Below are 24,886 nucleotides of genomic sequence, written 5' to 3'. Positions count from 1 at the left end.
GAAATGTCGGACAGGCCCCTGGCGCCGGGCGCACGGCCCCCGCGGACCGCCGCGGGGCGGCCGGTAAAGTGGCGGGGTCGTCACACCCGTACGGGAGGAAGCCGGTGCAATTCCGGCGGTGTCTTCGCCGCGTCACCGGCCTGTCCGGAGCGGGCGGGACGCCTTCGCCGGGTCGTTGACGGCTCGCGTGCGCCGGTGGTCCGCCGCGCACGGCACCGTCGAGTTCGACGGAGCCGAGCCGCCCGGGATGTCACCCGCGCCGTCCGGCTCCCCGCAGGAGAGGCAGTCGCCGACCATGAACGTCCGCCGCAGTGCCGCGGCTCTCGCCGCCGTAGGCGTGCTGGCCGCCGCCGCGCCCGCCACGGCCGCCGACCCGTCCCCGTCCCCGAAGACCGCGGCCCCCGCCGGGCTGTACGGCAAGGAGGACCCGACGTACGACGGCGTGTGGCGGCAGTCCCTGACGCTGGTCGCGCAGCGGACGCTCGGCTACCGGCCCGCCTCCGCCGCCGTGGACTGGCTCACCGGCCAGCAGTGCGCGAACGGCTCCTTCGCCGCGTTCCGGGCCGCTCCGGAGAAGCCCTGCGACGACAAGCCGAAGCCGGACACCAACAGCACGGCCGCCGCCGTCCAGGCGCTCGCCGCGGCCGGCGGGCACGGCGGTGCGGTGGAGAAGGCCGTGGGATGGCTGAAGTCCGTCCAGAACAAGGACGGCGGCTGGAGCTACTACCCGGGCGACCCCAGCGACACCAACTCCACCTCCGTCGTCATCGGCGCGCTCGCCGCCGCCGGCACCGACCCGGCGTCCGTCCGCGTCTCCGGCAAGTCCCCCTACGACGCCCTTCCCGCCTGGTCCGTTCCCTGCGACCAGGACGGCGGTGGCGCCCTCGCCTTCCAGCCGGACAAGAAGGGCGAGTTGCTGCCCAACGCCGACGCCACCGCGGCCGGTCTGCTCGGCGCGCTCGGCAAGGGCTTCGTCGCCCGTGCCGGCAAGGCCCCCGCGAAGGACACCTGCGTCGAGGCGGCCTCGCGCACCCAGGTCGCCGACAACGCCGGCGCCTACCTCGCGGCGGCCGTCGCCAAGTCCGGCCACCTCGACTCCACCCTGCCCGGCGCCAAGGACCAGCCCGACTTCGGCAACACCGCGGACGCCGTCGTCGCGCTCGCCGCGGACGGTCGCGTCGGGCCGGCCCGCAAGGCGTACGCCTGGCTGGAGAAGAACGCCGGCCCGTGGGCGAAGCAGAGCGGTCCGGCCGCCTACGCCCAGCTGATCCTCGCCGCCCACGCCCTCGGCGAGCAGCCGGGCGACTTCAACGGCACCAGCCTGGTCGGCTCCCTGAACGCGCTGGGCCCGGCCCCGCGGATGGACACCTCCGGCCGGCAGCAGGAGGAGAAGGAGGACTCCGGGAACCGGGGCTGGTGGATCTTCGGCGTCTGCCTGGTCGCCAGCATCGGTGTCGGCTTCCTGATCAGCGGCCGGAAGAAGCAGCAGCCGTGACCGCCGTCCGCCGTGCCGTGCCGGTGCTCGCCGCCGCGCTGCTGCTCCTCGCCTGCGCCGGGCGGGCCGGCGCGGCCGGCTACCGCTACTGGTCCTTCTGGGAGCGCACCGGCGGCCACTGGACGTACGCGACCCAGGGCCCGGCCTCCGTCCGGCCCGACGACGGTACGGTCCAGGGGTTCCGGTTCACCGTGAGCGCGGACTCCGCGGACGCGAACCGGCCGCGCGGCACGGCGGACTTCGGCACGATCTGCGCGGACACGCCGGCGAAGCCCGGGTCCAAGCGGGTGGCCCTCGTCCTCGACTTCGGCACGCGCGCGGACGCGCCGTCCGGCGAGGTCCCGCCGGGCCGGCGGACCGCGTGCGCGCGGGTGCCGTCCGACGCGTCCGGCGCGGACGCCCTCGCCGCGGTGGCGGGACCCCTGCGCTACGACACCAACGCCCTGCTGTGCGCCATCGCGGGCTATCCGCGCACGGGCTGCGGCGAGCAGGTCTCCACCGGCGGCAAGCCCGCCGCCGAGTCCGGTGCGTCCGAGTCCGGCTCGTCCGGCTCCGGCCCGTCCCTGGGCCTGCCGATCGGCGCGGGCGTGGTGGCCCTGCTGGCGGGCGCGGCGATATGGCGGTCCCGGCGGCGGCGCGATGCGTCCGGCTGAGCCGGGCCCGTCGGGCGGCCACGCCCTGGCCGCCCGCGCGGTTCCCCGCGCCTGCGGGCAGCCGCGGCACCGTCCGCCACGCGCCACGCCGTCCCGGTTCCGTCCCGCCCTCCACCCCGGTGCCTGGTGGCTCTGGGCGATATCCCTCGGCGTCGCGGCGACCCGTACCACCAACCCGCTCCTCCTCGCCCTCCTCCTCGCGGCCTCCGGCTACGTCGTGGCGACGCACCGATCCTCCGCTCCCTGGGCCCGCTCCTACACCGCCTTCGTCCGCCTCGCCCTCGCCGTCGTCCTCGTCCGCGTCCTGTTCGCGGTGGCGCTCGGCTCCCCCATCCCCGGCACGCACACCCTCCTCACCCTCCCCGAGGTCCCCCTCCCCCACTGGGCGCAGGGCATCCGGCTCGGCGGCAGGGTGACCGCCGAGGCCGTGCTCTTCGCCGCGTACGACGGCCTGAAGCTCGCCACCCTCCTCGTCTGCGTCGGCGCCGCGAACGCCCTCGCCAGCCCGGCCCGTCTGCTCAAGTCGCTGCCCGGCGCGCTGTACGAGACGGGCGTGGCCGTGGTCGTCGCGCTCACCTTCGCGCCGCACCTGATCGCCGACGTCCGCCGCCTGCGCGCGGCCCGCCGCCTGCGCGGCCGTCCCGACCGGGGCCTGCGGGGCCTGGTCCAGGTCGGACTGCCCGTCCTGGAGGGCGCGTTGGAGCGCTCGGTCGCGCTCGCCGCCGCGATGGAGGCCCGCGGCTACGGCCGTACCGCCGAGGTCTCCGTCCCCGTCCGCCGTACCACCGCCGGCCTCACCCTCGGCGGCCTGCTCGGCGTGTGCGCGGGCACGTACGGGCTGCTGACCGCCGAAGGCGGCGCCTACGGGCTTCCCGTCCTGCTCGCCGGAGTCCTCGCCGCGCTCGCCGGACTGCGGCTGGGCGGCCGGCGCTCCCCGCGCACCCGGTACCGTCCCGACCCGTGGGGAGCGCACGCCTGGCTGGTCGCCGGCTCCGGCGCCGCCGTGGCCGCGCTGCTGACGCTGGCCTCGGTCCGCGACCCCGAGGCCCTGCATCCCGGTGTCGTCCCGCTCGTCGCCCCCGCCCTCCCGCTCTGGCCCGCCGCGGCCGTCCTGCTCGCCCTGCTGCCCGCCTTCGTCACTCCCAGGGAGCCGTCGTGATCCGCTTCGAGGAGGTGAGCGTCACGTACGAGGGCGCCGCCGGACCCGTCGTCGCCGGCGTCGACTTCGAGGTGCCCGAAGGCGAACTCGTGCTGCTCGCCGGTCCGTCCGGGGTCGGCAAGTCCACCGTGCTGGGCGCGGTCAGCGGGCTCGTCCCGCACTTCACCGGCGGCACCCTGCGCGGACGCGTGACGGTGGCGGGCCGGGACACCCGGACCCACAAGCCGCGCGAACTCGCCGACGTGGTCGGCACGGTGGGCCAGGACCCGCTGGCGCACTTCGTGACCGACACCGTGGAGGACGAACTCGCCTACGGCATGGAGTCGCTGGGTCTCGCCCCGGAGGTGATGCGGCGCCGCGTGGAGGAGACCCTGGACCTGCTGGGCCTGGCCGCGCTGCGGGACCGTCCCATCGCCACTCTGTCCGGCGGGCAGCGCCAGCGGGTCGCCATCGGCTCGGTCCTCACCCCGCATCCCCGGGTGCTGGTCCTGGACGAGCCGACGTCCGCGCTCGACCCGGCGGCGGCGGAAGAGGTGCTGGCCGTACTCCAGCGCCTGGTGCACGACCTCGGCACGACGATCCTCATGGCCGAACACCGCCTGGAGCGCGTGATCCAGTACGCCGACACCATGGTCCTCCTCCCGTCCCCCGGCGCGGCCCCCGTCACGGGCACCCCCTCCGAGATCATGGCGGTCTCCCCCGTCCACCCCCCGGTCATCGCCCTGGGCCGCCTGGCCGGCTGGACCCCCCTGCCCCTCACCGTCAGAGACGCCCGCCGCCGGGCGGCTCCCCTGCGCGACCGCCTGGCCGACGGTCCCGCGCGCCGTGCCGCGCCGACGCCGGTGAGCGGCCCCGTCCCGGCCCCGCGGCAGCACCGGTACCGCTCCCTGTTCCGCCGCACCGCCGCCACCCGGCCCGACGACCACCCGTACCTCGCCCGAACCCGCTCCCTCTCCGTCCACCGGGACGGCGTCCACGCCCTGCGCCACGTGGACCTGACCGTCTCCGAAGGCGAGACCATCGCCCTCATGGGCCGCAACGGCGCCGGCAAGTCCACCCTGCTGAGCACCCTCGTCGGCCTGCTCGCCCCCACCACCGGCACGGTCGCCGTCGGCGGCGCCACCCCCCACCGCACCCCGCCCCGCACCCTGATCCGCCACGTGGGCCTGGTGCCACAGGACCCCCGGGACCTCCTCTACGCCGACACGGTCGCGGCCGAGTGCGCCGCCGCCGACGAGGACGCACAGGCCGCCCCCGGCACCTGCCGCGCCCTCGTCTCCGAGCTGCTCCCGGACATCACCGACGACACCCACCCCCGCGACCTCTCCGAGGGCCAGCGCCTGGCGCTCGCGCTGGCCGTGGTGCTGACCGCCCGCCCGCCCCTGCTCCTGCTGGACGAGCCGACCCGCGGCCTGGACTACGCGGCGAAGGCCCGCCTGGTCGCCGTCCTGCGCACTCTCGCCGCCGAGGGACACGCGATCGTGCTGGCGACGCACGACGTGGAGCTGGCCGCCGAGCTGGCGCACCGCGTGGTGCTGCTGGCCGACGGCGAGGTGATCGCGGACGGCCCGATGGCGGAGATCGTCGTCTCCTCGCCCTCCTTCGCCCCGCAGGTGACGAAGATCCTGGCCCCGCAGCGCTGGCTGACCGTCTCCGAGGTCCGCGAGGCCCTGCGATGAGCCGCGTCCGGCCCGCCCGTCCGCACGCCGTCCGCCTCGGCCCGCGCTCCCTCGCCGCTCTCGTCCTCACCGGCGCCGTCGGCCTGGTCGCCTTCTGCTGGCCCTTCCTCGCCCCGCCCCGCTCACAGCTCGCCGCCCACGCCCAGGACGCGCCGTGGCTCTTCGCGGGCCTGCTGATCCTGCTGGTCGCGGTGGTCGCGGCGACGATCTCGGAGTCCGACCTCGGCCCGAAGGCGGTGGCCATGCTGGGCGTCCTCGCGGCGACGGGCGCGGCGCTGCGGCCGATCGGCGCCGGTACGGCGGGGCTGGAGCCGATGTTCTTCCTGATGGTGCTGAGCGGCCGGGTGCTCGGCCCGGGCTTCGGCTTCACTCTGGGCTCGGTGACGATGTTCGCGTCCGCCCTGCTGACGGGCGGGGTCGGGCCGTGGCTGCCGTTCCAGATGCTGGCGATGGGCTGGTTCACGATGGGCGCCGGCCTGCTCCCGGGCCCGGTCCGGCTGCGCGGCCGCGGCGAGCTGCTGCTGCTCGCGGTCTACGGCTTCCTCGCCGCGTTCGCCTACGGCACGGTGATGAACCTGGCCGGCTGGCCCTTCATGGGCGGCGGTGCCTCGGGCATCTCCTTCACCGCCGGCGATCCGGTCGCCGCCAACCTGGCCCGTTTCGTCGCGTACTGCACGGCCACCTCGCTCGGCTGGGACCTGGGCCGGGCCCTGTGCACGGTCGTCCTCACCCTCGCGCTCGGTCCGGCGGTGCTGCGCGCGCTGCGCCGGGCCACCCGGCGAGCCGCCTTCGAGACCGCGGTCACATTCGAGGGTCCCGGACAGTGACCCAGCGCGAGAATCCGGGCGCACGGCGCGAGCGGGCCGGTGAAGGACCCCACATGACGCACGTCACCTACGACCCCGCACCGTAGTACCTTTTGCCCGATTCACCCCGCCCCGCACCCCCTCCGACCTGCACATTGAGACGCACACCACATCCCCGGCATTCCTCACCGATCCGGCCACCACTAGTAAAGAGGGTCATTGCGGGCATCTGCCGGGCCTGCTTATCTGGACGACGTCGCCAGGCGCCACGAGCCCCGCAGCGGGCCGCGGCGCCGACGTATGCGAGCCACCCACCCCGGCCCACCCCATACGAGCGACACCCCCGTCCCCGACGCAAGAGGTAATCCGTGTCCGTCTCCTTCATCCGCCGCATCGCCTCCCCGAAGAAGGCCCTCACCACCGCCGCCGTGGCCGCCGCCACCGCCGGCATGGCACTCACCGCCGCCCCGGCACACGCCGCCCCGGCCCAGGCCTCCTCCGCCCAGGCGATCGCGCACAAGATGATCCCGGACGCCGCCCAGTTCAACGCCTTCAGCAAGATCGTCTCGCACGAAAGCGGCTGGAACCCCAGCGCCACCAACAGCTCCTCCGGCGCCTACGGCCTCGTCCAGGCCCTGCCGGCCTCCAAGATGGCCTCCGCCGGCACCGACTGGAAGACCAACCCCGCCACCCAGATCAAGTGGGGCCTGGACTACATGAACTCCCGCTACGGCAGCCCCGTCAAGGCCTGGAACTTCTGGCAGGCCAACGGCTGGTACTAAGCCGACAGCACCCCTCGAGGGGCCAGGCGCACCACCATCGCCGCCGCCCCTCACAGCGGCCCACCGGCCGCACCCCACACTTCCGCACCCCCGCCCACCCGGCGGGGGCACGCGCATATACGGGGCCTCCGCCATACGGGCTGCCCCCCGCCCCCGGCGTGCCCCGCCCCACCCCCAACATGACCGGCGACGTCGTCATCCTCGGTTTCGCCGCCACCGGCGCCCCCGGCTTCTCCGTGCCCCACACGGCCACGTCCCTGTGCTGCTTCCTGCTGGGCGCGATGACCGGCGGCCGGATCACGGTCCGGCACGGCCGGGGCTCGCGCCGCCGCCGGACCCGGCAGACCCTGGCGACACCGGCCACCGCTCCCCGCGCCGCACCGCCGCCGTCCTCGCGACGGAACCACGCCGGAAGTTGGCTACGGAGCACCAGCTCGACGAGCCGAGTCGGCGCTCCCTCCGTCCCCAGGGCCGCGTCCACCCGCTGACTGAACTCCAGGGGGTGGGTACTTTTGGAAATCACCGTCGGCGAGCACTCCGTGCGCCGCATCCGCCGGATCGTCCGCTCGCTGCTGTGCGAGTGGAGCCCGGAGCCGCTGACGTTCGCCGTGGAGCTGGGCGTGAGCGAGCTGGTCACCAACGTCGTACGGCACGTGCCCGACCGCCGCTGCCGGGTGGTCGTGGCCCGGGAGGCGTCCGGGGTGCGTGCCGAGGTGACCGACGGCCACGCCGCTCTCCCGCACCTGGAGGGCGGCCGGGGCCCGGCGCTGCTGGACGCCGTGGTGGACACGTGGGGCGTGTCGCCGAGCGCCGGCGGCGGCAAGACGGTCTGGTTCGAGTGCCACGGCGCCCCCACGGCGTCCGGCGACGAACTCAGCCGATGACACGCACGGACAGGGGGTTCTGGTAGGACACCGCCCTGCCGGGGTCCAGGTTGCCGGTGAAGTTGGCGCAGTTCGCGTTGAAGAAGTAGCTCACCGTCTTGTTCGTCTCGTTGACCAGGATCCGTGCGCGGACCCGGAGGTTGAGGCAGACGTTGTCCGGCGGGTTGTCGATCTGGAATTCCTGTCCGGCGGCGCTGATGTACCGGATCCTCCCGGTGGCGGCCTCCGCGCTGGAGGTCAGGCCGACGGCCAGTACGGCCGCCGCGCCGGCCGACAGGACGAGTCTGGCCAGACGTGCGATGCGGATCATGAGCGGTGTCCCCTTTTCCGTTGCAGCCCTCGGAAGGGGACATCCCACCGGACGGAGAGAATAAAGTAATCAGTCCGGTGTATCACTCGAACAAGTGATAGTTCATGCCATAGGAAGAGGAGGACGCTTCCGGGCCCCGGACGGCACTCCACCTCACCCGGCGCGTTTGATCCACTGCTGCTCCTGGTCCCCGTAGGCGCAGTCGACGAGTTCGACCGGACCGTTGAGCCGGATGGCCGCCAGGCATTTGTGCTGGGCGCTGTTCCGGTAGACCCAGCGGTTGCCGCCCACGGCGATCTGGGTCCACCACGTCACCGACCCGTTGTCGCCACAGCTCTGCATGGACACTTCGGCGATGCCGTTGAACACGGCGGAGGCGCACAGTTCCCGGCCGCCGATCCGCTGCACGATCTGGACCGTGTTGCCGCCTTCGGGGTTCACCTCCCACACCTGGTTCGGCCCGCCGTGCCGGTCGTAGACCAGGACACCGGAGTCCTCTCCCCGGCCGGCGTCGTTGTCGAGGACGTATCCGGGATTGGCGACGTTCTCCAGCACCAGCCCGGACTGCGCCGCCGCCTGCCCCGTCAGTGCGCTGGAAGCCAGCAGCCCGGCGCCCAGCAGAGCGACGACCGCACGCGTCCTGGTCTTGTTCACGAAGGACTCCTTCACTCTTGTCCGCCACTGCCGCATGAGCCATACCCGCGGGCGGCCCGGAGGAGGCGTCGCCTCGGCTGCCGTCACCTGAAGTCGGTACGGCCCCAGAGCCGGGTGGAGCCTCGGCTACGGCACCGGCACATGTCCGGATCGCTACGGTCCCGTACGGCCCCGGTTGCACGCCGGAGGCGCGATAAGGATCACACTGACCAGCAGGAATGACCTTGGATGAGGGGGCAGACGTACCTGCGTACCGGCGGTTTCGCTGCACTGCGCACCTAAATGCATACAGTACGTAAGCCGCAGAAGCCGCCTATGGTCGATTTTCGGCCCCGCGCACGTCATCGTCGCCGTCGGCGGGCCCGACCCTGTCCCCGTCGAAAGGTAGGCGAGCCCCGTTTTGGCGACCGCCACTGCCGTCACCCCGCGTCCGACGACCCGCCGGACCGCCAAGGCCCGCAGCGTCACCGTCACCGACCCCGCACTGGTCAGGCGCGCCGTCAAGGCGGCCGCGCTCGGCAATGCCATGGAATGGTTCGACTTCGGTGTCTACAGCTACATCGCGGTCACCCTGGGCAAGGTCTTCTTCCCGTCCGGCAACCCCACCGCGCAGTTGCTGTCCACGTTCGGTGCCTTCGCGGCGGCCTTCCTGGTCCGGCCGCTGGGCGGCATGGTCTTCGGTCCGCTGGGCGACCGCATCGGCCGTCAGAAGGTCCTCGCCGTCACCATGATCATGATGGCGGCGGGCACGTTCGCCATCGGCCTGATCCCGTCCTACTCGGTGATCGGCGTCGGCGCGCCGCTCCTGCTGCTGGCCGCACGGCTGGTGCAGGGCTTCTCCACCGGCGGCGAGTACGCGGGCGCGTCCACCTTCATCGCGGAGTACGCGCCGGACAAGAAGCGCGGCTTCTTCGGCAGCTGGCTGGAGTTCGGCACGCTCGCCGGCTACATCGGCGGCGCGGGCCTGGTCACCCTGATGACCGCCCTGCTGTCCTCCGAGGACCTGCTCTCCTGGGGCTGGCGCATCCCGTTCCTGATCGCGGGCCCGATGGGCATCATCGGCCTGTACCTGCGGATGCGCCTGGAGGAGACCCCGGCGTTCGCCGCGCAGCTGGAGAAGGCCGAGGCGCGGCCCAAGGTGCCGCTGCGCGACATGGTCGCGGGCCAGTGGAAGGCGCTGCTGATCTGCATGGGCCTGGTGCTGGTCTTCAACGTCACCGACTACATGCTGCTGTCGTACATGCCGAGCTACCTCACCAGCGAGCTGAAGTACGACGAGACGCACGGCCTGCTGGTCGTGCTCGGCGTGATGGCCCTGATGATGATCGTCCAGCCGTTCGCCGGTGCGCTCACCGACCGGATCGGCCGCCGTCCGGTGATCGCGGCGGGCTGCGCGGGCTTCCTGCTGCTGTCCGTCCCGGCCCTGCTGCTGATCCGCCAGGGCAGCCTGCTCGCGGTCGGCCTGGGCATGGCCGCGCTGGGCCTGCTGCTGGTGTGCTTCACCGCCGCCATGCCGGCCGCGCTGCCCGCGCTCTTCCCGACCCGGGTGCGCTACGGCTCTCTGTCCATCGGCTTCAACGTGTCCGTGTCCCTGTTCGGCGGTACGACCCCGCTCGTCGTCACCGCGCTGATCGGCGCGACCGGCAACATGATGATGCCCGCGTACTACATGATGGCCGCCGCCGTCGTGGGCGGGTTCGCCGTCTGGCGGATGTCGGAGTCGGCGGGCCGCCCGCTGCCGGGCTCCGCACCGTCGGTCGAGGGCAGCTGACCGCTCCCGCCCGCCGTTCTTCACAGGCCCGCGGCCGGATTCCTTCCGGCCGCGGGCCTCTGCCGTACCCGCGTGGGACGCCGGCCGCCGGGTAACTCCCCCGTTCGGGCCCGTCTGCTGGGATCATCGGACGTGCAGGGCGGAACAGCCTCCGGAAGACACTCGGGAAAGGCAGCAGGCGCTATGAGCGGGTCGCAGCTCTGGGTCGACGTCGACGACTACTTCACCAGCCATCTCTCACCGGACGACGAGGCGCTGCGGGCGGCCCTGCGGGACAGCGAGACCGCCGGGCTGCCGCCGATCGCCGTCACGGCCGCGCAGGGCAAGCTCCTCCACCTCCTCGCCCTGACACAGGGCGCCCGGCACGTGCTGGAGATCGGCACGCTCGGCGGGTACAGCACGATCTGGCTGGGCCGCGCGCTGCCGGAGGACGGCAGGCTGGTCTCGCTGGAGTACAACGCCAAACACGCCGATGTCGCCGTCCGCAACATCTCCCGGGCCGGGCTGGAGCGGATCGTGGAGGTGCGGGTCGGCCCGGCCCTGGAGTCGCTGCCCAAGCTCGCCGACGAGAACCCGGCCCCCTTCGACCTGGTCTTCATCGACGCGGACAAGGCGAACAACCGGCACTACGTGGAATGGGCGCTCAAGCTCACCCGGGCGGGCAGCCTGATCATCCTGGACAACGTGGTGCGCGCAGGACGGGTGGCCGACGCGCGCAGCACCGAACCGGACGTGCTCGGCACCCGCGCCGCGCTGGAACTGATCGGCTCGCACCCGCGGCTGAGCGGTACGGCCATCCAGACGGTCGGCCTCAAGGGCTACGACGGCTTCGCGCTGGCGCGGGTGCAGGACTGAGCGCGCGTCCGGTGCGGTTCACGCCTCGTGGAAGAACCCGACGCTGACGCTGCGCGGCCCGGACCGGTCCTGGACCACGATCTCGCCGGATCCGCCGCGCGGCAGCGGCACGGTCTCGCCGTAGCCGACGGACCGGACGTGCGGGCCGTGGCCGAGCCGGACCTCGGAGGCCGGATCGGGCTGGGAGCCGCGCAGCCAGGTCAGCTGCCAGGTGCCGTCCGGGGCACAGTGGAACTCCAGGTGGACGCGGGAGACGAAGAGCCAGTCCTCCGGAGTGACCAGCCGGCACACCGCCCCGTCCCGGCCGACGCGCAGCGCGGTGCCGGGCGCGCTGGGCACCTCGGCCAGCGTCATGCCGGCCGTGGCGCCCGCGTCCGTCCCGGAGACGGCGACCATGGTGAGTTCGAGCACGAGCGTTCCCCCTGAAACGTCCATGTGCGGCGGTGCGTCGCGGCGGGCGGGCCGCCGCATCCGTCGCCGCATGATAAGACGACCGGCACGGTGGCGTCCGGCACAATGGGGCCATGACCGAGCGAAAGCCACCGGGCGTTCCGTTCGACTCCTGGGTGGACAGGCAGATCCGAGACGCACAGAGGCGCGGGGAGTTCGAGGCGCTGCCCGGGGCCGGGACGCCGCTGCCGGCAGAGGTCGACTCCACGTACGACGAACTGTGGTGGGTCAAGCGGAAGATGGCCCGGGAAGGACTGGCCTTCCTGCCGCCCGCGCTGGCCTTGCGCAAGGAGGCGGAGGACGCGCTCGCGGCGGCGTACGCGGCGCCCTCGGAGCGGATCGCCCGCAAGCTCATCGAGGACGTCAACGTCAGGATCCGCGACATGATGTTCAAGCCGCCGCCCGGGCCGCCGCTGGGCAAGAAGCCGTACGACGTCGAGGAGGTCGTACGGGAATGGCGGCAGCGCAGGACCGCCGCCGGTGGCACGGACCCGGCCGCGACCTAGGGCCTGCCTGACGATTCCCGTCCGCCGCGCTTCGGGCGACGGCGCGAATTGTCGGACAGGCCCTGGCCGTTCACGCGTTCAGCCGTGCAGGAGCCGTTGCGCGAGTTCCCGGTAGTCCCGCAGCGCGAGCCGCAGTTGCTCGGTGTCGGTCCCGGCACCGGGCCCGTGCTCCTCGGCGCCCTCCCAGGACGTCCGCAGCGTGCGACGGCGCCGCGCCACCGCTTCGCTGAACCGGGCGGCGATCTCCTCCATGGTCCGGTCGGCCTGCTCCACGGCGCCCTTCGGATGGTCCACGAACCCCGCGACGACCTCTCGCAGCCGCCGCTCCCACTCCTGGACCTCCTCTCCGGCGAGCAGCGGAGAAGCCTGGCCCGAGGTGCCGCGTCCGGTGTCCGGGCCGGGCGCGTCGCCGGACGGGGCGCCCGGTGCCGTGGGCCAGGTGTCGCGGCCCGGGGTGTCGGCGGTCGTCGCCTCGCGCCGGGACGCCTCGCCGGGAGCGGGCGCGCCCAGGCCGTTGTCGGGCATCCGGTCCTCCTCCGAGATCGCCTCACGCTCCGCACGATGACTGGCCCCGAACCCGTCGCCGGACCCCGGCCCTTCCGTACCGGCCCCGGCCGGCGCCGGTGCGTCCCCGGAAGCCCGGCCGTCACCGGTCAGGCCTTCGCCGCCGCCCCGGGAACGATCGCCGAAGCCCTCACCGCCGGTCCTCCGCGCGCTCTCCGAGCCCCTGCCCTCGGTCCCCGGCCGCAGCCCTTCCATACCCGCCGGTCCCGGAGGCGGCGCCGGAGTGTCCGGCGAGGCGTGTCCGTATCGGGTCGATGCCTCTCCACCGGGCCGCCGCGTGTTCTCCGCGCCCAGGCCCGCCGGGCCCGGAGGCGGCGCCGGAGTGTCCTCGGGAGCGCGGTCGTCGCCGGTCAGGCCCTCGCGGCCGCGACCGGTGGAGCCGGTGAGCCGGCCGGCCGCCGCTTCCCCGCCCGGTATCCGTCCGCCCGAACCTTCCGTACCGCTCGTGCCCTCCCCCGAGGTCCAGGCCTCGCCCGCGCTCGGAGCCCGGCCCGGTTCGCCCGGGAGGCGCTCCTCCGAGCGGGGCCTTCTGGTGGTCCGCCGGCCCGAGGAAGACTCGTCCGTGTCCGGTGTGTCCTGTTCCGGTGTCCATTCCTCGCCCGGGGCCCGGGAGAGGCGTTCGGTGCGGTGGCGGTCGTCGCCGGGGCCGCTCGTCATGTCCCGCATGATGGTCAGCTCTCCTTCGGTCGGCTCCGGTGCAGGGCCCACGGCGTGTGCGAACGGGTGTGGGAGCGGCTGCCGCCGGACGCCGTGGCGCTCGTTCCGGCGGACGCCCGGTGCCGGTCCGGCTCCGTGCCGGTCAGGTCGTCGAACAGGGCGCGTCCGCCGAGCAGCGCGGACCGCAGCTCCTCGGTCCCACCGCCCGCGCGCGCCACCCGGTGCAGCCGCCGGTAGCCGTCGACGTGCTCGGCGTGGTGCACGGACAGCGCGTCGGCCTGCTCCTCGTACCGACCGCCGTCCGGGTAGCCGCGCGCCGCCGCGAGCTGCGCGAGCAGCCGGTCGGCCTCGGCCACCGCCTCCTTCGGCGAGTCCACGAACCGTTCCTGTACGCCCGTCCAGAGATCCGCGTACCGCTGCCGCTCGGCCCCCTCCAGCGGCCGTTCCCGCAGTTCGCCATGGCGTTCGACGCGCTCGGCCAGCTCCCGTTCGGCCGCCTTGGTGTCGCCGTCGTGCATGGCGACGGCCCGCTCGTACTCAGGCCCGAAGCGCTGCTTCAGGCTCGGCCCGCCGCGCCGGCCGCGGGCCTGCCGGGCGACGAGCCCGACCGCGCCGAGGACCACGACCGCCGCGATCACGATCAGCAGAATGATCAGCCAAGTGGACATGGTTGCCTTCCGACCCCTTCCGATCGGGGACCGGCCCCGCCGGCCGGTTCACTCCCCGGGTGACCCGGAACCCGGTCCACAAACGACGGCCCGCGCACCACAATGGCCGCCATGACGTGGACGATCACCGCCGAGCCGTACGACTCCCCGGCCGCCGCCGCACTCTGGCGGGCGTACTACACGGAGGTCAGCGACCGCTGGTATCTCCTGCACGAGGGGCACCGCACCGACCCCGAGGAACTGGAACGCGAGATCGCGGCCCGCAGCGGTGCCGAACTCGCGCCGCCGACCGGCTGCCTGCTCGTCGGGCGCTACGACGGCACGCCGGCCGGTTCGGCGGGCGTACGGCTGCTGGAGGCGGACACCGCCGAGCTGACCCGGGTGTTCGTGCGGCCGCAGTGGCGCGGCCGGAACGGGGCCGCGCTGCTCGTGGCCGCCGCCGAGCTGCGCGCCCGGCTGCTCGGCGCCCGGCGGATCGTCCTGGACACCCGCGGCGACCTGGTCGAGGCCCGCGCCCTGTACGCCCGCCTCGGCTACACCGAGACCACCCCGCACAACACCGACCCCTACGCCGAGCACTGGTTCCGCAAGGAACTGGGGTCGGACCCGGCCTCGTGGCCGGAGCCGGCGGCCCACCTCAGCTGACCTCGGCCAGCGTGGTGCCGTTGTGCGGCCGTTCGCGTGCGGCGCCGCACAGTTCGCCGGTGAGGTCGTGGACCAGCCGGGACAGGTCGTCGGAGCGGCCGGGCCGCCACCAGTCGCCGAGCAGTCCGGCCAGCGACTCCTCGCGGGCGGCGGCGAGCCGTTCGGCCACCTCGCGGCCGGAGTCGGTCAGCACCAGGTCCAGTCCCCGGCGCTCGGCGAGCCGCCGCTCCTCCACCTGTCGGGCGGCGGCCATGACCGCCTGGAGCGGGACCGCGCTGTGCTCGGCCAGCATCCCCGGTTCCACGGAGCCGTAGCGGCGGATGCGCAGCAGCAGCCAGCCGGCGGCGGGCAGCAGGTCGTACCCGGCCCGTTCGGTGATCTTCCGGTAGACCTCGCGGCGGCCCTCGCGGGTGCCCAGCACGGACAGGGCCCGGCAGCACTCGTCGTAGGAGGAGCGCTGGACCGGGTTCGGTGGGATCGTCTCGGAGACGTCCGGCGCGGTGACCGAGCCGCGCAGCCGGTCCTCCTTGAGGAACCAGGCCAGCACGAAGCCGAGGAGGGCGACGGGAGCGGCGTAGAGGAAGACGTCGGTGATGGCGGACGCGTAGGCGTGCAGGGCGGCCTGGCGCGGCGCGGGCGGCAGCGCGGCGATGCCGCGCGGGTCCGACTTCAGCGCGTCGGCGCCGAGGCCGGGCGGCAGCCGTACGCCACGGAGGGCGTCGGTGAGCTTGTCGCCGAGGCGGCCGGCGAAGAGCGTGCCGAAGACGGCCACGCCGAAGGAGGCGCCGATGGAGCGGAAGAAGGTGACGCCGGAGGTGGCGACGCCGAGGTCCTCGTAGGAGACGGCGTTCTGCACGATGAGGACCAGCACCTGCATGACCAGGCCGAGGCCGAGGCCGAAGACGAAGAAGTACGTGCTCGTCACGGCGGTCCCGCCGTGCTCGTCGAGCCGGGCCAGGAGCAGCAGACCGAGCGTGGTGACGGCGGTGCCGGCGACCGGGAACACCTTCCAGCGGCCGGTGCGGCTGACGATCTGCCCGGACACGGTGGACGACAGCAGCAGGCCGAAGACCATGGGCAGCATGTGCACGCCGGACAGGGTCGGGGAGACGCCGTGCACGACCTGGAGGAACGTCGGCAGATAGGTCATCGCGCCGAACATGGCGAAGCCGACGACGAAGCTGATCACGGACGCCAGGGTGAAGGTGCGCACGCGGAACAGCTTCAGCGGCAGCACGGGTTCGGCGGCCCGCCGCTCCACGGCGACGAACACCGCGGCGAGGACGACGCCGAGCACGGCGAGCCCGACGATCCGCGCCGAGCCCCAGGCCCACGTCGTCCCGCCGAGCGAGGCGACCAGCACCAGGCAGGTGGCTACGGCGGCGATCAGGAAGGTGCCGAGGTAGTCGACGACATGGTGGGCGGTGTGCCGCGGGAGGCGCAGCGCCACGGCGATCACGGCGAGCGCGACGGCGCCGACGGGCAGGTTGACGTAGAACACCCAGCGCCAGCCGAGATGCTCGGTGAACAGCCCGCCGAGCAGCGGCCCGAGCACGCTGGTGGCGCCGAACACGGCACCGAACAGGCCCTGGTAGCGCCCGCGTTCGCGCGGGGACACGAGGTCGCCGACGATCGCCATGGACAGCACCATCAGTCCGCCGCCGCCGAGCCCCTGGAGCGCCCGGAAGGCGATGAGCTGCGGCATGTCCCGGGCCGTGCCGCACAGCGCGGAACCGATCAGGAAGATCACGACGGCGATCTGGAACAGCCGTTTGCGGCCGTACTGGTCGCCGAGCTTGCCCCACAGCGGCGTCGCGGCGGTGGACGCCAGCAGATAGGCGGTGACGACCCAGGAGAGGTGCTCGAGGCCGCCGAGGTCGCTCACGATCGTCGGCAGCGCGGTCGCGACGATGGTCTGGTCGAGAGCGGCCAGCAGCAGGCCGAGCAACAGCGCGCCGATCGGTACCAGCACGCTGCCCGGAACGTGCTCGCCGCCGCGGGTGTGCTCGGCCGTGCCGTGCGTGTCCAGGGCCATGGAGACCTCCCGGGGCTCGGGTGCACCTTCCATCGTCGGCCGTGTGACCGGTTATGGCCTGTCGAGTCCTGCGGAAACGGCGGTCGTCCGCATAACCTCTGAAGTTCCCGAGGGGAGGGGACACGGGCGTGACGGGAGAACGGGGCACCACGTGCCCGGAGTGCGGGACGCCGAGGGGGCCGGACAACACGCCGGCGTGCGACTGCACCGAGCGCGCGGCCGAGGCGCTGCGCGAGACGCGCACGGCGGAAGCGGCGGCGGCGGAGGACTTCGATCCGCTGCGGATACGCCCGTACGTCACGGCGGCACCGGCGACCATGTCCCCTCCGCTCCTGGACACCGGCGTGACCGGACCCCCGCCGCCACCGGCACCCGCCCTCCGGCCGCCCGCCCCGGAGGAGTACGCCGCCGACCCCCGGCCGCGCTCGCGCCGTACGGTGCTGCTGGCGGGCACGGGCGTCGGCGTGGCCCTGCTGGCGGCGACCGCCTTCGCCCTGGTCTCCTACCGGACCCCCGCCCACGACCGGGCGGCCCGGGAGATCAGGCAGAGCATCCCGGCCGGGCCGACGACGCCGGCCGCGTCGTCCAGGGCACCGGTGCCCCCGGCGCCCCCGCCCGCTCCCCTGCCGTCCTCGCCTGCCCCGGCCACCCCGGCCCCGTCACCGACCCGCACGTCCCCGGCCCCCACGCCGACCCCGTCCCGCACCCTCTCGCCCACCCCGTCCGCCTCCGCCTCGTCCACTGCGCCGCCCACACCGGCGGCGGCCCCGGTGCTGCGGCGCGGCGACACCGGCCCGGAGGTGACGGAACTCCAGCAGCGCCTGCGCCGGCTGAATCTCTACGGTGACCGGATCGACGGCGTCTACAACCGGCCCCTGGAGGACGCCGTGCGCAACTACCAACTGGCCCGTGGCATCAAGGACGACCCCTTGGGCGCCTACGGCCCGGCGACGCGGAAAAGCCTGGAGGAGGAGACGAGGGAATCCTGAGGTGCGACGGACTCGCGGCCGGGTCCGCCGCCGGCGTCAGCCGATCAGCAGCCGGAGCGTGCCGTCGGCCCCGGCCTCCACCCGCACCCGCGTCAGGTCCCGCACCGCCACGTCCGGCTCGTGGACGACCGCCCGCGGCCCGACCCCCACGACCCGCATCCCCGCGGAGCGACCCGCCGCGATCCCCGCACCGGAGTCCTCGAACACGACGCAGTCGGCCGGGTCGATCCCCAGCTCGGCCGCGCCCTTCAGGAAACCCTCGGGGTCGGGCTTGCTGGCGCCGACCGACTCCGCGGTGATCCGGACCGCCGGCGGCTCCAGTCCCGCCGCGGTCATCCGCGCGGTCGCGAGCGCGAGGTCGGCGGAGGTCACCAGCGCGTGCGGAAGCCCCGCCAGCGACGCGAGGAACGCGCCGGCGCCGGGGACCTCGACCACGCCCTCCATGTCGGCGGTCTCCTCCGCGAGCATCCGCTCGTTCTCCGCGAAGTTCTCCTCCGCCGGCCGGCCGGGCAGCAGCAGGGCCATGGACGCATGCCCCTGCCGGCCGTGGACGACCCGCATCACCTCGTCGCCGTCCAGCCCGTGCCGCGCGGCCCAGCGCCGCCAGACCCGCTCGACCACGGCGTCCGAGTTGACGAGGGTGCCGTCCATGTCGAGCAGGAGGGCACGGCAGGTGAGGACGGTGGGCGTGGCGGTGGCCGGCATCGGCAGCTCCTGAAGGGAGGAAGGCCCGTGTCGGATGAGACGGCGGGAGGAACAAGGCGGCCCCGCCCGCCGGTCAGGGAGAACGGGCGGGAGCCACTTTGTTTCTCCACGGTACAAAACGGCGCCGTGTTTCCGCCACCGCCCCCGGCGAGGATTCACTCCCCGTTCGCCCGCCCGCCCGCTCAGCCGGCCACTGCCTCCCACAGGCTCCAGGCGCCGAGCGCCAGCATCACCAGCGCCGCGATCTGCGTGATCAGCCGCAGCGGCACCCGCTTCATCAGCGCCTTTCCGCCGACGATGCCCAGTCCGGCGACGGCCCACAGGCCGAGCACCGCACCGAGGCCGACGGAGATCGGGTCGTCGTAGCGGGCGGCGAGATTGGCGGTCATGATCTGGGTGAGATCGCCGAACTCGGCCACCAGGATGAGCATGAAGCCGGTGCCCGCGACCTTCCAGAAGGACTGGTCGGCGGGCTTCTTGATCTCTTCCTCGTCCTCGTCCTTCTTCAGCAGGAGCATCGCGGCCCCGCCGAGGAAGAGGACGCCGGTGAGGGCGTGCACGAGCTGCTGCGGCAGCAGGGTGAGCACGCTGCCGGCCGCGACGGCGAGCACGACGTGCAGCAGGAAGGCCGCGGCGACGCCCGCGAAGACGTAGGACGCCCGGTAACGGGTGCCGAGGACGAGGCCGGCGAGCGCGGTCTTGTCCGGCAGTTCGGCGAGGAAGACGACGCCGAAGACGAGCGCCGTCACGGTGATGCTGATCAAGGTCCCTCAATCGGTCGGGCTGCCCCGCCGAGAGTGCGGTACGTCACGCGATGACACCTCGGCACGGCAGCACACCAAGCGTCCGTGCCGGTGGGCACGGACGTGCACTGCTTGCCGAAGGTTTCGCTGGCGGCTCCTGCTGGAGGCCGCCTCCGGGCGCCGGCTCAGGCTCGCTGAGCAGTATGTCGACGGTCCGGCGAAGAGCTACTCCCCTTCTGCGCCTCCCATCGTACGGGATGTGAAAGTTCCGCCGTCAACCTTGTCTTGACATGATCACGTCACTACCTTCTTACCGAACGCTCATCCGCCGGCAACCCCCCGTCGCGAGCATTCCCTCGCTCGCGCTCCAACACCCCCATCATCAAAGGGAGTTCACGCATGCCCACGTTCTACGCGCGTCGACGGACGAGCATCCTCGCCGCGCTCACCGGCCTGATCGCCTCCGTCGCCCTGTTCAACTCGCCGAACGCCTCCGCCGCGCTGCCCACACCGGTCAGCGGCGCCACCGCGCGCGGCTACCTCTCCCAGCTCACCGTGGCCACGGAGAACCGCACCGGCTACAGCCGCGACCTGTTCCCGCACTGGATCACCGTCAGCGGCACCTGCAACACCCGCGAGACGGTCCTGAAGCGGGACGGTACGAACGTCGTCACCGACTCCTCCTGCGCCTCGACCAGCGGCAGCTGGTACTCGCCGTACGACGGCGCGACCTGGACCGCCGCCTCCGACCTCGACATCGACCACCTCGTCCCGCTGGCCGAGGCGTGGGACTCGGGCGCGAGCAAGTGGACCACCGCGCAGCGGCAGGCCTTCGCCAACGACCTGACCCGGCCGCAGCTGATCGCCGTGACCGACAACGTCAACCAGGCGAAGGGAGACCAGGACCCGGCCACCTGGGTGCCGTCGCGGTCGGCGTACGTGTGCACGTACGTGCGGGCGTGGGTGCAGGTGAAGTACTACTACGGCCTGTCGGTGGACTCGGCCGAGAAGAGCGCGCTCACGAACCAGCTGGCGAGCTGCTGACAGGCGCGTCCGCGTCAGGAAGCGGGCTTGCGCCGCATGAGGAAACCCGCCGCCGCTCCCGCGCCGAACAGCGCCGCCACCGACACGGCCGTGGCCAGCCAGGTGGCGCCGAGCCACTGGGCGCCGTAGTAGCCGAGGGCCACGCTGTAGGCGGCCCAGGACAGGCCCGCCAGCGCGGACCAGGGCAGGAAGTCGCGGGCGCGGCGGTGGGCGGCGCCGGCGCAGAAGGAGACGACCGAGCGGCCGGCGGGGGCGAAGCGGGCGAGGACGACCAGCGCGCCGCCGCCCCGGGCGAGGGCGTCACCGAGACGCGCCTGCGCGGAGGTGAGCCTGCGGGAGCGGGCTATCGCCCGGTCCAGCCGCTCGCCGCCGCGCCAGGCGAGGCGGTAGGCCACCAGGTCGCCGAGGACCGAGGCGGTGGCGGCGGACAGGATCAGGGCCAGGATGTCCGGCACCTCGTGCGCGACCTGGCCGGCCGCGCCGGTACCCGCCGCCGCCGCCGTGCCGGCCGTGATGACCAGCACTCCGCTGGGCAGGACCGGCAGGAACACGTCGAGCAGCACCGAGACGGCCACCACGGCATAGATCCACGGCCCGGCCGCGAGCGACCCCACGCTTTCCCACACGACGACTCCCGACATTCCCCCGTTGACGGCTGTACAGCGTACGCGGGGGGTGTGACAGAAGGTTCGCGGGGGGTTCGTGAGGCGATCACGGGACGTTCACGGTGGCGGTCCGGCGTGCGCGGGCGGCCGGTCACCGGTGACCGGCCGCCCGCGTTGTCCGGAGAGGACGGTCAGGCGGCCACGGGAGCCCGCTCGGCCGTCGCGCCGCCCTCCGGCGCGGGGCGCCGGGCGAGGAGGCGGTCCAGGCCGAAGGCGCCGGAGCCGGTGAAGACCAGCAGCAGGAACGACCAGCAGAACAGCACCGACAGCTCGCCGCCGTTCTGTATCGGCCACAGCGCGGCCTGCTGGTGGACGTCGAAGTAGGCGTAGGCCATCGAGCCGGAGGCGACCAGCGCGGCCCCCCGGGTGCCGAGGCCGAGCAGCACCAGGCCGCCGGCGACGAGCTGGATCACCGCCGCGTACCAGCCGGGCCAGGTGCCGGCCGCGATGGTGCCGCCGTGGGTGCCGGCGGCACCGCCGAGGACGCCGAACAGGGAGGCGGCGCCGTGCACGGCGAAGAGCAGGCCGACGACGACGCGGAAGAGCCCCAGGACATAGGGCTGAGCGGAATTGAGACGAGCGGACACGGGATGACTCCTCTTCGGTGTCTGGCCGGCGGGGACTGGGGAGGCCGGCCATGGGGACGGGGTACCGAATCGAGCCATAGGTTAGGGGTACCTAATCAGTACTTGCAAGTTCAACATCTGGCCTATTTTTTGCAGGAGCGGCCCGGCCCCGTACCTCCAGCGCTCCCAGCAGTTGCGCCGTGGCCCGGGCCACGGCGTCCACCGCCGTGTCGAAGGCCTCGCGGTTGTGGGCGGCGGGGGCACGGAAGCCCGAGACCTTGCGGACGTACTGCAACGCGGCCGCGCGGATGTCCTCGTCCGTGGCCTCACCGGGCAGCACGGGCGGGCGCAGCGTCTTGATGCTTCGGCACATGTCCCCAGTCTCGCGCCGGCCGCCGCGCCCTGCGATGATCACCGCGAAGGCGGCCACCGACTCCCGGGGCCGACCGTCGAAGGGAACAACTCCATGACGCATCCGTCCAGCGTGGCCGTCCTCGGTCCCGGCGGCACCGGCGGCCTGCTCGCCGCCCTGCTGTCCCGTTCCGGCCATCATGTGATCTGCCTGGCCCAAGAGGCGACGGCCGGTGTGCTGCGCCGCACCGGCATCACGGTCCGCAGCCCGCAGTTCGGCGACTTCACCGCCGCCGTCGACGCGGACACCGCACTGCGCGTACCGGTGGACGCCTGCCTGGTCACGGTCAAGCACACCGCGCTCGACGCCGCCCTCACCCGGGTCCCGCCCGCCGTGCTCGGCGACGCCCCGATCGTCCCGCTGCTGAACGGAGTCGAGCACCCGGCGGCCCTGCGCGCGCGGTACCGGCCCGACCGGGTCGCGCCGGCCGTGATCCGCGTGGAGTCCACCCGCGTCGCGCCGGGCGTGATCGAACACGGCAGCCCGTTCACGGAGATCGACCTGGCCGGAAACGACGTACCGCGCGACCGGCTGGAGGCGCTGGCCGCCGTGCTCCGGCAAGCCGGCACGACCGTCCGCGTGGCCGGGGACGAGACGGCGGCGCTGTGGGCCAAGATGGCGTTCCTCGCCCCGTTCGCGCTGCTCACCACCCGCTACGGCGTCCCTCTCGGCACCGCCCGCACCCGGCACCGCGCCGAGCTGGAGGCGCTGGTCGCCGAGACGGCCGCCGTGGGCCGCGCCTGCGGTGCGCCGGCCGATCCGGACCAGGCCCTGGCCCGGTACGACGCCTTCCCGCCCGCGGCCAGGTCGTCCATGCAGCGCGACGCCGAGGCGGGCCGCCCGCTGGAGCTGGACGCCATCGGCGGCGCCCTGCTGAGGGCGGCCGAACGGCACGGCGTGCCGGTGCCGGTGGCGCGGCGACTGGTGCGGGAGCTGCGCGCGGCGGGATACTGACCACCGGTCACTCGGGGACGGGCGGATCGGCCGGAGTGCTGACCGGCGGTCACTCGTACGGCTGAAACCCCACCCGTACCCCCGGTCCGCGCTCGCCTCGGTAATTCGAACACACGTATCATTGCCGTGTGGCTACGACCTATGAATTCCCCAGTGACCTCCTCGCCGGTCAGGAGGAGCTGCATCAGGTCCGGGCCGAGCTGTCGGCCCTGCTCAAGCGGCTGCCCTGGTCGGTCGAGCCGATGGACGGCTTCAGCGACGACACCGGCTGGCGCAAGGTGGAGCGGCCCGCCTCCCCCGGCTGGACGGAGGACGAGCAGGCACAGGTGGAGAAGCTGCGGCGGCGCGAGCACGAGCTGGCGGTCTTCGTCAGCACCCACCGGTTCTGGACGGAGGTCCCGGCGGCGGACCGGATGGACGCGCGCACCCGGCTGAAGCACGTCCGCGAGGAGCAGGCCGAGGAATAGCCGCGAAGCGGCGCAAACGGAAACGGCCCCCCGGAGACTTCTCCGAGGGGCCGGATCTGTGGGCGCGGACGGTTTCGAACCGCCGACATCCTGCTTGTAAGGCAGGCGCTCTACCCCTGAGCTACGCACCCGGGACAGGTCGACAGCCTACATTGCCCGGCGGGCCGCACCGCAAACAGACGGCAACGTCACGTGCCGGAGGCGAACTGACCGGCCCGTGTGTTCGTCTTCCACGGGTGGGAGAATGACACCACCCAGGGCGAACCACCACACGGGAGAGGAATGTGACGGCGACACCGGGCACGCCAGCGACACCGCCGTACCCGCCGCCGTCCGCCGCCCGGACCCGGCACGGCCGCCGTGCCGTGCGGGACGCCCTCACCCTCTTGGGCCTGCCGGTGCTGGCCGCGCCGCTGCTGGCCGCCGCGTTCGCCGGCGGAGGCACCCGGCGCTGGTTCGGCGGCCGGGCGGAGAGCCAGCGCGCCGAGGCCCAGGCCGCCAAGGACGCCGCCGCGGCGGCCTTCTACGAACTCGACACCGCCCAGCGGGACCTGCGGATCTCGGTCGAGACCATCGCGGCGGCGGACGACTCCCCCGCCGCCCGCCGCGCCGTCACGGACTTCGAGACGCTCGGACAGCGCGTCGACGAGGCCAGCCGGCAGTACATCCAGGCCGTGGACGCCCACGACCTGGACCGGGACGGCCTGGAGGCGGGCCCGGCCGCCCGGGCGCGCGCCGAGCTGGGCGCGGCCCGGGACGAACTGCTGCGCGTCCGGCGGGACCTGGAGGAGTACGGCCGCTCGCTCGGGCCGCTGCTGGACAAGGCGGAGACCCGGCTGGCCCGGCTCGCGCCCGCCGTGGAGCGGGCCCGGCAGTCGCTGCTGGCCGCGAGCGACGCCCTGGACGCCGTCCGCGCGCGGAACCTGCGCGCCGACGACCTGGCCGCGCGACTCGCGGCCCTGTCGCCGGAGCTGACCCGGCTGAACCAGGGCGCCGGTCAGCACGGCGTGGACGCCACGCTGGAGCGGGCCGAGCGGGTGCAGCGGGAGGCCGGCGCGATCCGGGCCGAGGCCGAGCGGCTGCCGGAGCGGGCCGCCGAGATCGACCACCGGCTGGTCTCGCTGCGCACCCGGGCCCAGGCGCTGACCACCCGGGCCGAGCAGGTGGAGCCGGTCCTCAGCGAGCTGCGCCGCCGGTTCACCGCCGCCTGCTGGCAGGACCTCCAGCGGGTCCCCGCGCTCACGGCCGAGAACGTGCGGCAGGCCGAGCTGCGGCTCACGGAGGCCCGGGCGGCGCGGGACGCCCAGCGGTGGGCGGACGCCACCGCGCTGCTGGCGACCGTCCGGGCACTGCTGAACGCCACCGACGAGGCGGTGTCGGCCGCCGGCGACCGGCTGGCCCGGCTGAACGCCGTACAGAAGGACCCGCGGCAGGAGATCGAGCGGACCCGGTTCGCGATCCGGGACGCCCAGCGGCTGGCGATGGCGGGCCGTACGACGCCCGACCCCCGGCACGCCCGGCCGCTGGACGACGCGGTGGCCCGGCTGGAGCGGGCGGCCGGCACGCTGGCGGAGCGGCATCCGGACTACTGGCACTTCCTGGGCGAGACCGAGGCCGTGCGGCGACGCGTGGCGCGGGTGGTGGCGCTGATCCGCGAGGAGCGCGGCGCCGGGCACTGAGCCGCACGGGCCGCCGCGTGTTGCCGGCCGGCGGAGCCGGACGGATAGTGAAGAACGGACGGACGGCCTCCGCTAGCGCCCGAGGAGGC

At 73.8% G+C, this 24,886-nt stretch carries 27 protein-coding genes, 1 tRNA gene and 2 pseudogenes; 17 read left to right on the top strand and 13 right to left on the bottom strand.

Annotated elements, in window-relative coordinates; all coding sequences use genetic code 11:
* The first annotated feature begins 295 nt into the window (after positions 1–295).
* The 7 genes and pseudogenes from SCK26_RS26280 to SCK26_RS26250 all read left to right on the top strand — a co-directional run.
* A complete protein-coding gene (locus SCK26_RS26280) occupies positions 296–1,495 on the top strand; it encodes a prenyltransferase/squalene oxidase repeat-containing protein (RefSeq protein ID WP_318206095.1) in 1,200 nt (399 codons plus the stop codon).
* Positions 1,492–2,148, top strand: a complete 657-nt coding sequence (locus SCK26_RS26275; protein ID WP_318203793.1) for an SCO2322 family protein — start codon at positions 1,492–1,494, stop codon at positions 2,146–2,148. The genes SCK26_RS26280 and SCK26_RS26275 overlap by 4 nt, the downstream gene beginning before the upstream one ends.
* Positions 2,135–3,307, top strand: coding sequence for an energy-coupling factor transporter transmembrane component T (locus tag SCK26_RS26270; RefSeq protein WP_318203792.1), 1,173 nt, complete (start codon positions 2,135–2,137; stop codon positions 3,305–3,307). Before SCK26_RS26275 ends, SCK26_RS26270 begins: the two co-directional genes overlap by 14 nt.
* Positions 3,304–4,986 carry an ABC transporter ATP-binding protein gene (locus tag SCK26_RS26265; RefSeq protein ID WP_318203791.1) on the top strand — a complete coding sequence of 561 codons (1,683 nt, stop codon included), beginning with the start codon at positions 3,304–3,306 and terminating at the stop codon, positions 4,984–4,986. Before SCK26_RS26270 ends, SCK26_RS26265 begins: the two co-directional genes overlap by 4 nt.
* A complete protein-coding gene (locus SCK26_RS26260) occupies positions 4,983–5,813 on the top strand; it encodes an ECF transporter S component (protein WP_318203790.1) in 831 nt (276 codons plus the stop codon). Before SCK26_RS26265 ends, SCK26_RS26260 begins: the two co-directional genes overlap by 4 nt.
* Positions 5,814–6,160: 347 nt before the next feature.
* A complete protein-coding gene (locus SCK26_RS26255; RefSeq protein ID WP_318199306.1) occupies positions 6,161–6,574 on the top strand; it encodes a transglycosylase SLT domain-containing protein in 414 nt (137 codons plus the stop codon).
* A 170-nt stretch (positions 6,575–6,744) separates the two neighbouring features.
* Positions 6,745–6,936: pseudogene (locus tag SCK26_RS26250) on the top strand (DUF1275 family protein); the annotation flags it as partial.
* A gap of 32 nt (positions 6,937–6,968) precedes the next feature.
* On the opposite strand, the pseudogene SCK26_RS26245 reads toward SCK26_RS26250, so the two are convergent.
* Positions 6,969–7,070: pseudogene (locus tag SCK26_RS26245) on the bottom strand (XRE family transcriptional regulator); the annotation flags it as partial.
* Positions 7,071–7,086: 16 nt separating this feature from the next.
* Here SCK26_RS26245 and SCK26_RS26240 point away from each other — a divergent pair.
* On the top strand, positions 7,087–7,458 hold the full coding sequence (locus SCK26_RS26240; RefSeq protein ID WP_318203789.1) for an ATP-binding protein: 372 nt from the start codon (positions 7,087–7,089) through the stop codon (positions 7,456–7,458).
* Here SCK26_RS26240 and SCK26_RS26235 read toward each other — a convergent pair.
* Positions 7,448–7,768: a hypothetical protein gene (locus SCK26_RS26235; protein WP_318203788.1), complete on the bottom strand. Its 321-nt coding sequence runs from the start codon at positions 7,766–7,768 to the stop codon at positions 7,448–7,450. The genes SCK26_RS26240 and SCK26_RS26235 overlap by 11 nt on opposite strands.
* A gap of 153 nt (positions 7,769–7,921) precedes the next feature.
* The gene (locus tag SCK26_RS26230; RefSeq protein WP_318203787.1) at positions 7,922–8,422 is read right to left on the bottom strand and encodes an RICIN domain-containing protein; all 501 of its coding nucleotides are present in this window, start codon (positions 8,420–8,422) and stop codon (positions 7,922–7,924) included.
* Between the two features lie 400 nt (positions 8,423–8,822).
* Here SCK26_RS26230 and proP point away from each other — a divergent pair, with 400 nt between their 5' ends.
* Complete coding sequence (gene proP / locus SCK26_RS26225; RefSeq protein ID WP_318203786.1) at positions 8,823–10,193, top strand: glycine betaine/L-proline transporter ProP; 1,371 nt, start codon at positions 8,823–8,825, stop codon at positions 10,191–10,193.
* A 183-nt stretch (positions 10,194–10,376) separates the two neighbouring features.
* The gene (locus SCK26_RS26220; protein ID WP_318203785.1) at positions 10,377–11,048 is read left to right on the top strand and encodes an O-methyltransferase; all 672 of its coding nucleotides are present in this window, start codon (positions 10,377–10,379) and stop codon (positions 11,046–11,048) included.
* Between the two features lie 18 nt (positions 11,049–11,066).
* Here SCK26_RS26220 and SCK26_RS26215 read toward each other — a convergent pair whose 3' ends face one another.
* The gene (locus tag SCK26_RS26215) at positions 11,067–11,459 is read right to left on the bottom strand and encodes a hypothetical protein (RefSeq protein ID WP_318203784.1); all 393 of its coding nucleotides are present in this window, start codon (positions 11,457–11,459) and stop codon (positions 11,067–11,069) included.
* A gap of 113 nt (positions 11,460–11,572) precedes the next feature.
* Between SCK26_RS26215 and SCK26_RS26210 the strand changes: the two genes are divergently transcribed.
* The gene (locus SCK26_RS26210; RefSeq protein ID WP_318203783.1) at positions 11,573–12,004 is read left to right on the top strand and encodes a DUF1992 domain-containing protein; all 432 of its coding nucleotides are present in this window, start codon (positions 11,573–11,575) and stop codon (positions 12,002–12,004) included.
* Positions 12,005–12,082: 78 nt separating this feature from the next.
* Here SCK26_RS26210 and SCK26_RS26205 read toward each other — a convergent pair whose 3' ends face one another.
* Positions 12,083–12,529: a hypothetical protein gene (locus SCK26_RS26205; RefSeq protein ID WP_318203782.1), complete on the bottom strand. Its 447-nt coding sequence runs from the start codon at positions 12,527–12,529 to the stop codon at positions 12,083–12,085.
* Positions 12,530–13,239: 710 nt separating this feature from the next.
* Positions 13,240–13,893 carry a hypothetical protein gene (locus SCK26_RS26200; protein WP_318203781.1) on the bottom strand — a complete coding sequence of 218 codons (654 nt, stop codon included), beginning with the start codon at positions 13,891–13,893 and terminating at the stop codon, positions 13,240–13,242.
* A 102-nt stretch (positions 13,894–13,995) separates the two neighbouring features.
* On the opposite strand from SCK26_RS26200, the gene SCK26_RS26195 reads away from it, so the two are divergent.
* Positions 13,996–14,538, top strand: coding sequence for a GNAT family N-acetyltransferase (locus SCK26_RS26195; RefSeq protein ID WP_318203780.1), 543 nt, complete (start codon positions 13,996–13,998; stop codon positions 14,536–14,538).
* Here SCK26_RS26195 and SCK26_RS26190 read toward each other — a convergent pair.
* On the bottom strand, positions 14,531–16,573 hold the full coding sequence (locus tag SCK26_RS26190; RefSeq protein WP_412080867.1) for a DHA2 family efflux MFS transporter permease subunit: 2,043 nt from the start codon (positions 16,571–16,573) through the stop codon (positions 14,531–14,533). The two genes, SCK26_RS26195 and SCK26_RS26190, sit on opposite strands and share 8 nt — an antisense overlap.
* Before the next feature lie 128 nt (positions 16,574–16,701).
* Between SCK26_RS26190 and SCK26_RS26185 the strand changes: the two genes are divergently transcribed.
* Positions 16,702–17,562 carry a peptidoglycan-binding domain-containing protein gene (locus SCK26_RS26185; protein ID WP_318203778.1) on the top strand — a complete coding sequence of 287 codons (861 nt, stop codon included), beginning with the start codon at positions 16,702–16,704 and terminating at the stop codon, positions 17,560–17,562.
* Positions 17,563–17,598: 36 nt separating this feature from the next.
* Here the strand turns inward: SCK26_RS26185 and SCK26_RS26180 are convergent, their stop codons facing one another.
* Both SCK26_RS26180 and SCK26_RS26175 read right to left on the bottom strand, forming a co-directional pair.
* Entirely contained in the window at positions 17,599–18,267 is a 669-nt protein-coding gene (locus SCK26_RS26180) for an HAD family hydrolase (protein WP_318203777.1), read from the bottom strand.
* A 182-nt stretch (positions 18,268–18,449) separates the two neighbouring features.
* Positions 18,450–19,031 carry a TMEM165/GDT1 family protein gene (locus SCK26_RS26175; RefSeq protein WP_318203776.1) on the bottom strand — a complete coding sequence of 194 codons (582 nt, stop codon included), beginning with the start codon at positions 19,029–19,031 and terminating at the stop codon, positions 18,450–18,452.
* A 378-nt stretch (positions 19,032–19,409) separates the two neighbouring features.
* Between SCK26_RS26175 and SCK26_RS26170 the strand changes: the two genes are divergently transcribed.
* Positions 19,410–20,054, top strand: a complete 645-nt coding sequence (locus tag SCK26_RS26170) for an HNH endonuclease family protein (protein WP_318203775.1) — start codon at positions 19,410–19,412, stop codon at positions 20,052–20,054.
* 14 nt (positions 20,055–20,068) lie between these two features.
* On the opposite strand, the gene SCK26_RS26165 is transcribed toward SCK26_RS26170, so the two are convergent.
* The 3 genes from SCK26_RS26165 to SCK26_RS26155 form a co-directional block, all read right to left on the bottom strand.
* Positions 20,069–20,680, bottom strand: a complete 612-nt coding sequence (locus tag SCK26_RS26165) for a DedA family protein (protein WP_318203774.1) — start codon at positions 20,678–20,680, stop codon at positions 20,069–20,071.
* 170 nt (positions 20,681–20,850) lie between these two features.
* Positions 20,851–21,306: a DoxX family protein gene (locus SCK26_RS26160; RefSeq protein ID WP_318203773.1), complete on the bottom strand. Its 456-nt coding sequence runs from the start codon at positions 21,304–21,306 to the stop codon at positions 20,851–20,853.
* 91 nt (positions 21,307–21,397) lie between these two features.
* Positions 21,398–21,658 (bottom strand): DUF2277 domain-containing protein, encoded by a 261-nt coding sequence (locus tag SCK26_RS26155; protein WP_318203772.1) that lies wholly within the window; start codon positions 21,656–21,658, stop codon positions 21,398–21,400.
* A 93-nt stretch (positions 21,659–21,751) separates the two neighbouring features.
* Between SCK26_RS26155 and SCK26_RS26150 the strand changes: the two genes are divergently transcribed.
* Together SCK26_RS26150 and SCK26_RS26145 are read left to right on the top strand one after the other, a co-directional pair.
* Positions 21,752–22,651 (top strand): 2-dehydropantoate 2-reductase, encoded by a 900-nt coding sequence (locus SCK26_RS26150; RefSeq protein WP_318203771.1) that lies wholly within the window; start codon positions 21,752–21,754, stop codon positions 22,649–22,651.
* A 128-nt stretch (positions 22,652–22,779) separates the two neighbouring features.
* Positions 22,780–23,118, top strand: a complete 339-nt coding sequence (locus tag SCK26_RS26145) for a hypothetical protein (protein WP_318203770.1) — start codon at positions 22,780–22,782, stop codon at positions 23,116–23,118.
* Between the two features lie 59 nt (positions 23,119–23,177).
* Here the strand turns inward: SCK26_RS26145 and SCK26_RS26140 are convergent.
* Positions 23,178–23,249 (bottom strand) — tRNA-Val (locus SCK26_RS26140).
* Between the two features lie 153 nt (positions 23,250–23,402).
* Here SCK26_RS26140 and SCK26_RS26135 point away from each other — a divergent pair.
* Complete coding sequence (locus SCK26_RS26135; protein ID WP_318203769.1) at positions 23,403–24,797, top strand: hypothetical protein; 1,395 nt, start codon at positions 23,403–23,405, stop codon at positions 24,795–24,797.
* Positions 24,798–24,886: the final 89 nt, after the last annotated feature.

This window comes from Streptomyces sp. SCL15-4 (assembly GCF_033366695.1).
In the GTDB taxonomy this organism is placed as follows: domain Bacteria; phylum Actinomycetota; class Actinomycetes; order Streptomycetales; family Streptomycetaceae; genus Streptomyces.
This window is presented reverse-complemented; position numbering and strand designations above follow the sequence as displayed.